Source organism: Streptomyces sp. PA03-6a, assembly GCF_033792765.1.
Taxonomy (GTDB): Bacteria; Actinomycetota; Actinomycetes; order Streptomycetales; family Streptomycetaceae; genus Actinacidiphila.
Map to the genome: position 1 here is coordinate 1 of NZ_JARAVK010000302.1, position 9,699 is coordinate 9,699.

Sequence of the window (9,699 nt, forward strand, 5' to 3'; positions counted from 1 at the left end):
TCCCCGGAGGCGTCCCCTCCCCGCGCACAGGGCTGATCCGGCGGCTCCCCGGGCACGCCCGCCCCGCCGCCCGCCACGCCGACAGGACGGCCGCCGGGGCGGGCGCGTACGGGCGCGTACGGGTACGGACGCACCGCGGTCAGGGCCGCCGGTGCTCCACGGGCAGCCGGGCCGGATCCAGAGCCAGCTCCCCCACGGTCTGGCCGCCGCTGGACTCCCCCGTGGGCCGGAAGCCGAGCCCCAGGTAGAAACGTTCCGGGCCGTCCTCGCCGGGATGCCAGGTGGTGGTGACCCGGGTGCCGCCCCGGCGCAGGATCTCCGCCGCCACGGACTCGACGGCGAACCTGCCGTAGCCACGGCCCTGTTCGCCCGCCGCGACGGCGAGGCGCCACAGACCGGAGCGAAGGTCGGTGCCGGTTCCGTCGGCCGCGAAGTCGATGTCGAAGAAGGCCATCAGGAAACCGACGATCCGGTCGCCGTCGACGATCAGCCGGGGCCAGGCCGTCTCCCCGTACGCGTACGCCTCCGCGAGGGACTTCACGACCGGCGCCACCAGGTGTTCCTGGTCGGGGCGGACCTTCAGGGCGATCGCGGCGCCGACGTTGTCGGGGGTGATCTTCTCCAGACGGAGCGTGCTGGTCATACCCGGAACCCTAGGACGGTGCGTCAAGCGCAATTCCCCGGCCGCAGCCACCCCGCGGCGCTCCCTCAGGACGGGGGCGCCACCCGGGCCGGGCTCCCGCGTACGGCCAAGGCGGCGCCATTGCCGGCCGGGACACCCGGCAGCGCCCACTCCCCAGGCCCGCGCGATGGGTGCCCCTCGAACAGCAGGACCGCCCGGCACCGGTGATCGGCTCTCTCCGCCCGCACCCACCGCCGGGTCCCCACCCGGGTCCGGCCGGCAGCGGCTGATGCGAGCGCCCCCGCGGAGTGCAACGCCCGCCAGGGCGGCGCCACTACCGCGCGGCACCCGCTCCACCCGGCCGCCTCACACAACCGGGCCTCACCCAGGTCATGCTCCCCGCGCGCGATCCGGGGCGGTCTGCGCGGACTCGACGCAACGCCATCGGCCGGAGACACCGCGCGGGGCCGGCCCGACGAGACGCACCCTCCACCGGCCGACTCCCGCCACGGGCGCCACGCGGGGCGGGCTCCCCACGCGGACGGCGACGCGGCGCCGCCATCGCCGACGCCTTACGCGCCGCCAGGGGCGCTAGCCGATGTCGGGCGGGTCGATGCGGACCCGGACCGGGTCGGGCTCCTTGCGGGCGATGCGGGCGGTCTGCGCGGACTTCAGGGCGGCAGCCAGGGCGGAGCCCTTGCCCGGCGGCACGCGCAGCAGCACGCGCTCCCAGCGCTCACCGGGTGGGGTGTCCCCGGAACGACGGGGCCGCGCGGGATCGGTGATCGGCAGCGGCACCGGACCGAGCACGTCGGTGCCCTCCGGGAGCCGGACCGTGGCCAGCAGGTCGGCGACGGCGGCGGGGCGGCCGCTGACGGCGGCCATCCGGGAGACCGGGGGGAAGCCCAGCTCGGCGCGTTCGGCCAGCTCGCGCACCGCGTGGCCGACCGGGTCCCAGCGGACGAGGGCCTGCACGGGACGCAGCGTGGGCTCCCCGAGGACGACCACCGTGCCGCCCTCGCCGGCCGGGCGCACCAACGCCGCCGCGGCCGCCCAGCGGCGCAGGGTCTCCTCCCCCGCCCGCAGGTCCGGGCGGTTGAGCAGCGCCCAGCCGTCCAGCAGCAGCGCCGCGGCGTAGCCGCCCTCCGCGACCGGTTCCGCGCCCGGGGTCGAGATCACCAGCGAGGGCGTGCCCGGCACCGAGGCGAGTACGCCGTCCCGACCGGAGGTCCGCACCGGCACCTTGGGGAAGGCCCGGCCGAGCTCGTCGGCGGTGCGCCGGGCACCGACCACCTGCGCACGCAGCCGGAAGCCGCCGCACTCCTTGCAGTGCCAGGCCGCCTCGGGCCGCCCGCACCAGCCGCAGTGCGGCGCGCTCTCCCCGTCGCCGAGCTGCAGCGGTCCCGCGCAGTGCGCGCACCGGGCGGGCTCGCGACAGCGCTCGCAGGCCAGCCGCGGTACGTAGCCCCGCCGGGGCACCTGCACCAGCACCGGGCCGCGCTGCAGCGCGTCCCGCGTCACCTGCCACGCCACCGACGGCAGCCGCGCCGCGCGCGCCGCGGCGTCCCGCGCCTCGTCGCCCTCGCCGACGGTACGGACCAGGGGCGCGGCGGCCCGGACCCGCTCGCGCGGTGCGGTCAGCGGCAGCGCCCACTGGGTGTCGACCAGCTGCGCGCCCTCCACGGTGCAGGTGAGGCCGCCGAGCAGGAAGCCCGCCCGCTCCTCCGCGGCCCGCAGCAGCAGGACGTCCCGGGCGTGCGGCTGTGGTGCGTGCTGCTCGGCGTGGCTGGAGTCGCCGTCGTCCCAGAGCACGGCCAGCCCCAGCTCCGCCACGGGCGCGAACATCGCGGCCCGGGTGCCGACGACGGCGCGTACGCTGCCCCGGCTCACCGCCAGCCAGCGGCGGTACCGCTCCTCCGGCCCGGCGTCGGCGGTCAGCAGCACATGGCGGCCCTCCCCGACGATCGCGGTCAGCGCCTCGTCGACGCGGGCGGCCGCGCGGCCGTCCGGTACGACGGCAAGCGCCCCGCGTCCCGAGGCGAGCGTCGCCGCCATGGCGCGGGCGATCTCCTCGGGCCAGTGGGGCCCGGGCAGCGCCGTCCACACCGCCCGCGGGGTGTCGCCGCGGGCCAGCGCCTGCAGGAACGCCGGCCCGGTCGGGTAGCGCCGCCACGGCCCGGGCTCGGGCGCGCCGGGAACGGGCAGTGGCTCCCGTACCGGCTCCGCCTCGACCTTGGCCCGGCGCGGTGGCACCGCGAGCTGCACGATGTCGGCGAGGGCGCCCGCGTAGCGGTCGGCGACGGCCCGGCACAGCCGCAGCAGCCCGGGGGTCAGCACCTCCTCGGGCGACAGGACCTGGGCGAGCGGGGCGAGGGGGCCGCGGTAGTCGCTCTCGGGGAGGCGGTCCACGATGAAGCCGTCGTGCAGCTCCCCGCCCTCGCGGCGGCCGCCCTTGCCCACGCGGCCGCCGAAGCGCACCCGGACGCGCACGCCGGGCCGCGCCTCGGCGTCCATAGCGGCGGGCACCGCGTAGTCGAAGTACTGGTCGAGGTGGAGCAGGCCCTTGTCGACCAGGACGCGGGCCACCGGCAGCCCCTCGGCCAGCGCCGCGCCCCGCCAGGTCCGCGGCTTGGCGCGGGGCTCCTTGGCCTTGCGCACGGTCTCCCGGATGAGGGCGAGCTGCTCTCCCCCGTGCGGCTCCGCCGCCGGGGACACCTGCCGGTCGTCCTCGCTGCTCACAGCCTCAGTGTTACCAGACGCGTCGGACACCGGACGCCGCCGGAGGTGTCCCCGCGCACGCCGACGGCCCCGGACCGATGGGGTCCGGGGCCGTCGTCAGGCCGTGGGGCGGGCGGGCCCCCGACGGCAGGGCCTAGAGGCCGGCCGCCTGGCGCAGCGCCTCGACGCGGTCGGTGCGCTCCCAGGTGAAGTCCGGCAGCTCGCGGCCGAAGTGGCCGTACGCCGCGGTCTGGGAGTAGATCGGGCGCAGCAGGTCGAGGTCGCGGATGATCGCGGCCGGGCGGAGGTCGAAGACCTGGCCGATGGCCTGCTCGATCTTCTCGTGGTCCACGGTGTGGGTGCCGAAGGTCTCCACGAACAGGCCGACGGGCTCGGCCTTGCCGATCGCGTAGGCGACCTGGACCTCGCAGCGCGAGGCGAGGCCCGCGGCGACGACGTTCTTGGCGACCCAGCGCATGGCGTAGGCGGCGGAGCGGTCGACCTTGGACGGGTCCTTGCCGGAGAAGGCGCCGCCGCCATGGCGGGCCATGCCGCCGTAGGTGTCGATGATGATCTTGCGGCCGGTGAGCCCGGCGTCGCCCATCGGGCCGCCGATCTCGAAGCGCCCGGTCGGGTTGACCAGCAGCCGGTACCCGTCAGTGTCGATCTTGATGCCGTCGTCCAGCAGCGCCTTCAGCTCCGGCTCCACGACGAACTCGCGGATGTCGGGCGCCAGCAGCGACTCGAGGTCGATGTCGCTGGCGTGCTGCGAGGAGACCACCACGGTGTCGAGGCGCACGGCCTTGTCGCCGTTGTACTCGATGGTGACCTGGGTCTTGCCGTCCGGGCGGAGGTAGGGGATGGTCCCGTTCTTGCGGACCTCGGACAGCCGCCGGGAGAGCCGGTGCGCCAGCGTGATCGGGAGCGGCATCAGCTCGGGGGTCTCGTCGCAGGCGTAGCCGAACATCAGGCCCTGGTCGCCCGCACCCTGCTTGTCGAGCTCGTCGTCATCGCCCTCGACCCGGCTCTCGTACGCCGTGTCGACGCCCTGCGCGATGTCCGGGGACTGCGCACCGATGGAGACCGAGACACCGCAGGAGGCGCCGTCGAAGCCCTTCTTCGACGAGTCGTAGCCGATCTCGAGGATCTTGTTCCGCACCAGGGTCGCGATGTCCGCGTATCCCTTGGTGGTGACCTCTCCGGCGACGTGCACCAGACCGGTGGTGATCAGCGTCTCGACGGCGACGCGCGAGGAGGGGTCCTCCTTGAGCAGCGCGTCGAGGATCGTGTCGCTGATCTGGTCAGCGATCTTGTCGGGGTGACCCTCGGTCACGGACTCCGAGGTGAACAGGCGGCGGGACACATCGCTCCCTGGGGTTGCAGCGGCTGCTGGCTGATCATTGGCGGCTCGCACAGGGCTGCGCCTGGCGGGCCATGGGTCAGTTTATCTGTCGACCATGTGCAGGGACACGGCATCTCGCACCTTGGATATGCCGTGACCTGCGACACTGTGCATCACCTCGGGACGGAACGCCAGTAGCGGACACGTACCGCCCCGAAGTGTCATCGCGGCAGGCGGGCGGCGACCAGGTCCCAGACCTGCTCGGCCAGCGCCTCCTTGGGCCCGTACGGCACGGCGGTCTCGCTGCCGTCCGCGCCGAGCACGACGGCCTCGTTCTCCTCGGATCCGAAGGCCTTGTGGTCCCCCACCTCGTTGACGACCAGCAGGTCACAGCCCTTGCGGGCGAGCTTGGCGCGACCGTTGGCGAGGACGTCGTCGGTCTCCGCGGCGAAGCCGACGACGATCTGGGCGGGGTGCGGCCGTTCGGCTGAAAGCTCGGCGAGCACGTCGGGGTTGCGCACCAGTTCCACGGGTGCGGGCTCCTCGCCGTCCTTCTTCTTGATCTTGCCCTCGGCGTAACGCGCCGGGCGGAAGTCGGCGACGGCGGCCGCCATCACGACCACGTCGGCGTCGGACGCGGCCTTCAGCACGGCCTCGCGCAACTGCACCGCCGTGCCCACGCGCACCACGTCCGCCCCCGCCGGGTCGGCGAGGCCGGTGTTTGCGGCGACCAGGGTGACCCGGGCGCCCCGGGCCAGGGCCGTGCGGGCCAGGGCGTAGCCCTGCTTGCCGGAGGAGCGGTTGCCCAGGTAGCGGACGGGGTCGAGGGGCTCGCGGGTGCCGCCGGCGCTGATGACGACATGACGTCCGGCCAGATCGGTCTCCAGCGCCCGGGGACCGCGCAGCAGCACACGGCGGCAGGCCTCGAAGATCTCTGCGGGCTCGGGCAGCCGGCCCTTGCCGGTGTCGACGCCGGTGAGGCGGCCGACCGCGGGCTCGAGGACGATGGCGCCGCGGCGGCGCAGCGTCGCCACGTTCTCCTGGGTGGCGGCGTGCTCCCACATCTCGGTGTGCATGGCGGGCACGAACACCACGGGACAGCGCGCGGTGAGCAGGGTGTTGGTGAGCAGGTCGTCGGCGAGCCCATGGGCGGCCTTGGCGAGCACGTCGGCGGTGGCGGGGGCGACCACGACGAGGTCCGCGCCCTGTCCGATGCGCACGTGCGGCACCTCGTGGACGCTCTCCCACACCTCGGTCGAGACGGGGTTGCCCGACAGTGCCGACCAGGTGGCCTCTCCGACGAAGTGCAGCGCCGAGGCCGTGGGCACGACGCGCACGTCGTGGCCCGACTCGGTGAACCGGCGCAGCAGCTCGCACGCCTTGTAGGCGGCGATCCCGCCGCTTACACCCAGGACGACCTGTGGCTTCCCCATCGACCTCTCCCGCGCTGTGTTGGACCGTGGTGCGTACCACCCATGACACACCACGGGCCCGGCGGTCGTGCCGCCGGGCCCGTGGTGAAACACCTGGGCGCGGTTACTGAGCGGGGCCCTCGACGGCCTCGGAGGTCAGCAGACCCGCGTTGATCTCGCGCAGCGCGATCGACAGCGGCTTCTCGTGCACGTGGGTGTCCACGAGCGGACCGACGTACTCGAGCAGGCCCTCGCCGAGCTGCGAGTAGTAGGCGTTGATCTGACGGGCACGCTTGGCCGCGTAGATCACGAGGCTGTACTTCGAGTCGGTTGCCTCGAGCAGCTCGTCGATCGGCGGGTTGATGATGCCCTCGGGCGTGGTGATGGAAGAGGACACGCTCTACCTTCCGATTGGGTGCAAAAAGATCAGACTACAGCCATCAAGGCTAGCAGCTCGCGCGCGACGTCCTCGACGGAGGTGTTCACCAGGGTGGTGTCGAACTCCGGCTCGGCCGCCAGCTCGACCCGCGCGGCCTCCAGCCGGCGCTCGATGACCTCGGGAGCCTCGGTACCCCGGCCGGTGAGCCGGCGGACCAGCTCGTCCCAGCTCGGCGGCGCGAGGAAGACCAGCTGCGCCTCGGGCATCGACTCCCGGACCTGGCGGGCGCCCTGCAGGTCGATCTCCAGCAGGACCGGCTCGCCGGCCTCCAGGCGCTCCAGCACCGCCTGGCGCGGCGTGCCGTAACGGTTCCCCGCGAACTCGGCCCACTCCAGCAGTTCGCCGTTGGCGACGAGCTTGTCGAACTCGTCGTTCTCGACGAAGTAGTAGTGCACCCCGTGCTCCTCACCGGGACGGGGCTTGCGGGTGGTGGCCGAGACGGAGAGCCACACCTCGGGGTGGACTGTGCGCATATGAGCGACGACCGTGCTCTTGCCGACCCCCGAGGGGCCGGAGAGCACGGTCAGCCGCGGACGTTCACTCATGGAGCGATTATCCCGGTTCCCGGAGGGTGCTGGGAACGTCAGGCAGCGGGGCTGCCGAACTCGCGCTCCAGGGATGCGATCTGGTTGGAGCCGAGCCCACGGACCCGGCGGCTCTCGGAGATGCCGAGCCGCTCCATGATCTGCTTGGCGCGGACCTTGCCCACGCCGGGCAGGGACTCCAGGAGGGCGGAGACCTTCATCTTGCCGATGACGTCGTTCTCCTGGCCCTGCTTGATGACCTCGTGCAGCGAGGCGCCGGAGTGCTTGAGCCGATTCTTGACCTCGGCGCGCTCCCGGCGAGCCGCGGCGGCCTTCTCGAGCGCGGCAGCGCGCTGTTCAGGGGTAAGGGGCGGAAGAGCCACGCCTACGTCACCTCGGAAGTAGAACTGTCGGATACGGACCGGTGTGGAACCTAGTCGCCCCCCACCTGCAGGGGCAACGTGAAACGCGCAGCTTGCGCGCTCTCGACGGAGACTAGCGGCCCGAGCGGCGTCAGTCAGCGCAAACAAGAAGAAAAGTCCTGGTCAGCGTCAACCGACCAGGACTTTTCGGACAAATCTGCGCAGGTTTCCGGACGTCTTGACCGCTACTTGACGACTTCGGCGAGCTGTGCGGCCTCGCGTTCCGCCGCTTCGCGCAGTGCGGAGACCGACGGTCCGAGCTTCAGCACGCCGCGGCTGACGCTCGGCACGACGTTGCGCACGGCCTCCCCGAAGACCCGCGGAAGGTCGGCCGCCGTCGCGCCCTGGGCCCCGATGCCGGGGGCGAGCAGCGGTCCGTTCACGGCGAGGTCCACACCCGCCTGGTCGAGCGTCGCGCCGACGACCGCGCCGACCGATCCGAGCGGCAGGTCGCCCTCGTTCTCCGCCGCGATGTGGTTCAGCATCACCTGCGCGAGGGACGCTCCGCTCGCCGTGGTTGACCGCTGCACCTCCGCGCCCTCCGGATTGGAGGTCAGGGCGAGCACGAAGACGCCGCTGCCGCTCGCCCGGGCGGCGTCCAGGGCGGGGCGCAGCGACCCGAACCCCAGGTACGGACTGACGGTGACCGCGTCCGAGAACAGCGACGAGGCAGGGTCCAGGTAGGTGGCCGCGTACGCGGCCATGGTGGAGCCGATGTCGCCGCGCTTGGCGTCCATCAGCACCAGGGCACCGGCCGCGCGGGCCTCGGCGACGGCCGTCTCCAGGACGGCGATGCCGCGCGAGCCGAAGCGCTCGAAGAAGGCGCTCTGCGGCTTGAGGACGGCGACCCGGTCGGCCAGCGCCTCCACCACGGTGCGGGTGAAGCGCTCCAGTCCGGCGACGTCGTCCTGCAGGCCCCAGTCGGAGAGCAGGGAGGAGTGCGGGTCGATGCCGACGCAGAGCGGTCCACGGGTGTCCATGGCGCGGCGCAACCGGGCGCCGAAGGGCTCGGGGTTCATCGCGGGGTGGCTTCCTTCCGGGTCTCGGCGCCGACGGCGTCGGCGAGGGTGGCGTACGGGCTGGCCTGCAGCAGTCCGGCCAGGTCCCGGTGGATCGTGCGGCACCAGAAGGGGCCTCGGTAGACGAAGGCGCTGTAGCCCTGCACGAGGGTGGCGCCGGCCAGGATGCGCTGCCAGACGTCCTCCGCGCTCTCGACCCCGCCCACGCCGACGAGGGTGATGCGGTCGCCGACGCGGGCGTACAGGCGGCGCAGCACCTCCAGGGAGCGTTCCTTGAGGGGGGCGCCGGACAGTCCGCCGGTCTCCTTGACCAGCGAGGCGTCCGAGCGCAGGCCGAGGCCGTCGCGGGCGATGGTGGTGTTGGTGGCGATGATGCCGTCCAGGCCGATGTCGAGGGCCAGCTCGGCGACGGCGTCCACGTCCTCGTCGGCGAGGTCCGGGGCGATCTTGACCAGCAGGGGGACGCGGCGATCGGTCACGGTGCGGTCGGCGGCCTCACGGACGGCGCCGAGCAGCGGCCGGAGGTGGTCGACGGCCTGCAGGTTCCGCAGTCCGGGGGTGTTGGGCGAGGAGACGTTGACGACGAGGTAGTCCGCGTGCCGGGCGAGCCGCTCGGTGGAGGTGACGTAGTCGGCGACCGCCTCCTCCTCCGGGACGACCTTGGTCTTGCCGATGTTGACGCCGACCGTGGTCGGGAAGACCGCCTTGCGGGCGGCCAGGCGCGCGGCGACGGCGGCGGAGCCCTCGTTGTTGAAGCCCATGCGGTTGATCAGGGCGCGGTCGGCGACCAGGCGGAACAGCCGCTGCCTGGGGTTGCCCGGCTGCGGCTGGGCGGTGACGGTGCCGATCTCGACGTGGTCGAAGCCGAGCATGGTGAGCCCGTCGATGCCGACGGCGTTCTTGTCGAAGCCGGCGGCCAGCCCGAAGGGGCCGTGCATCCGGCGGCCCAGCGCCTCGGTGCGCAGTGCGGGGTGCCGCGGCGCGAGCAGCGCCGCGGCGAAGGTGCGCACACCGGGGATCCGGGCGGCGAGCCGGATCCACCCGAAGGCGAGGTGGTGGGCCTGTTCGGGGTCGAGGCGCTTGAAGAACAGGTTGAACAGCAGGGAGTACATGCGAAGCCTTCCACGGCGGGCTGGGGGTACCCCGTGCCGCGGGCCACGGGGGGGGGGCGTTCTTTAAAACAAATCCCCGAGCCCAAGAA

Annotated in this window: 9 protein-coding genes; all 9 read right to left on the reverse strand. The window is 73.4% G+C overall.

Features of this window, described 5'->3' with window-relative positions; genetic code table 11:
• Positions 1 to 139 precede the first annotated feature (139 nt).
• The 9 genes from PV350_RS40565 to PV350_RS40605 all read right to left on the reverse strand — a co-directional run bounded on the left by PV350_RS40565 (position 140) and on the right by PV350_RS40605 (position 9,610).
• Positions 140 to 643 carry a GNAT family N-acetyltransferase gene (locus tag PV350_RS40565; protein WP_500338441.1) on the reverse strand — a complete coding sequence of 168 codons (504 nt, stop codon included), beginning with the start codon at positions 641 to 643 and terminating at the stop codon, positions 140 to 142.
• Between the two features lie 570 nt (positions 644 to 1,213).
• Positions 1,214 to 3,361: a primosomal protein N' gene (locus tag PV350_RS40570; protein WP_499510761.1), complete on the reverse strand. Its 2,148-nt coding sequence runs from the start codon at positions 3,359 to 3,361 to the stop codon at positions 1,214 to 1,216.
• Positions 3,362 to 3,494: 133 nt separating this feature from the next.
• The gene (gene metK / locus PV350_RS40575) at positions 3,495 to 4,703 is read right to left on the reverse strand and encodes a methionine adenosyltransferase (protein ID WP_499510762.1); all 1,209 of its coding nucleotides are present in this window, start codon (positions 4,701 to 4,703) and stop codon (positions 3,495 to 3,497) included.
• Between the two features lie 200 nt (positions 4,704 to 4,903).
• Complete coding sequence (coaBC, locus tag PV350_RS40580) at positions 4,904 to 6,115, reverse strand: bifunctional phosphopantothenoylcysteine decarboxylase/phosphopantothenate--cysteine ligase CoaBC (RefSeq protein WP_499510763.1); 1,212 nt, start codon at positions 6,113 to 6,115, stop codon at positions 4,904 to 4,906.
• A gap of 103 nt (positions 6,116 to 6,218) precedes the next feature.
• Positions 6,219 to 6,491: a DNA-directed RNA polymerase subunit omega gene (gene rpoZ, locus PV350_RS40585; RefSeq protein WP_030610454.1), complete on the reverse strand. Its 273-nt coding sequence runs from the start codon at positions 6,489 to 6,491 to the stop codon at positions 6,219 to 6,221.
• 29 nt (positions 6,492 to 6,520) lie between these two features.
• Positions 6,521 to 7,078, reverse strand: a complete 558-nt coding sequence (gmk, locus tag PV350_RS40590; protein WP_499510764.1) for a guanylate kinase — start codon at positions 7,076 to 7,078, stop codon at positions 6,521 to 6,523.
• A 38-nt stretch (positions 7,079 to 7,116) separates the two neighbouring features.
• Entirely contained in the window at positions 7,117 to 7,440 is a 324-nt protein-coding gene (locus PV350_RS40595; RefSeq protein ID WP_018564176.1) for an integration host factor, read from the reverse strand.
• Positions 7,441 to 7,664: 224 nt separating this feature from the next.
• The gene (gene pyrF / locus PV350_RS40600) at positions 7,665 to 8,498 is read right to left on the reverse strand and encodes an orotidine 5'-phosphate decarboxylase (RefSeq protein WP_499510765.1); all 834 of its coding nucleotides are present in this window, start codon (positions 8,496 to 8,498) and stop codon (positions 7,665 to 7,667) included.
• Entirely contained in the window at positions 8,495 to 9,610 is a 1,116-nt protein-coding gene (locus tag PV350_RS40605; protein ID WP_500338443.1) for a quinone-dependent dihydroorotate dehydrogenase, read from the reverse strand. The genes pyrF and PV350_RS40605 overlap by 4 nt, the downstream gene beginning before the upstream one ends.
• Positions 9,611 to 9,699 lie beyond the last annotated feature (89 nt).

Bases quoted from the DNA above. Each gene is read 5' to 3' on its own strand.
- pyrF (WP_499510765.1), bottom strand. From the start codon at position 8,498: ATGAACCCCGAGCCCTTCGGCGCCCGGTTGCGCCGCGCCATGGACACC.
- gmk (WP_499510764.1), bottom strand. From the start codon at position 7,078: ATGAGTGAACGTCCGCGGCTGACCGTGCTCTCCGGCCCCTCGGGGGTC.
- PV350_RS40565 (WP_500338441.1), bottom strand. From the start codon at position 643: ATGACCAGCACGCTCCGTCTGGAGAAGATCACCCCCGACAACGTCGGC.
- coaBC (WP_499510763.1), bottom strand. From the start codon at position 6,115: ATGGGGAAGCCACAGGTCGTCCTGGGTGTAAGCGGCGGGATCGCCGCC.
- PV350_RS40605 (WP_500338443.1), bottom strand. From the start codon at position 9,610: ATGTACTCCCTGCTGTTCAACCTGTTCTTCAAGCGCCTCGACCCCGAA.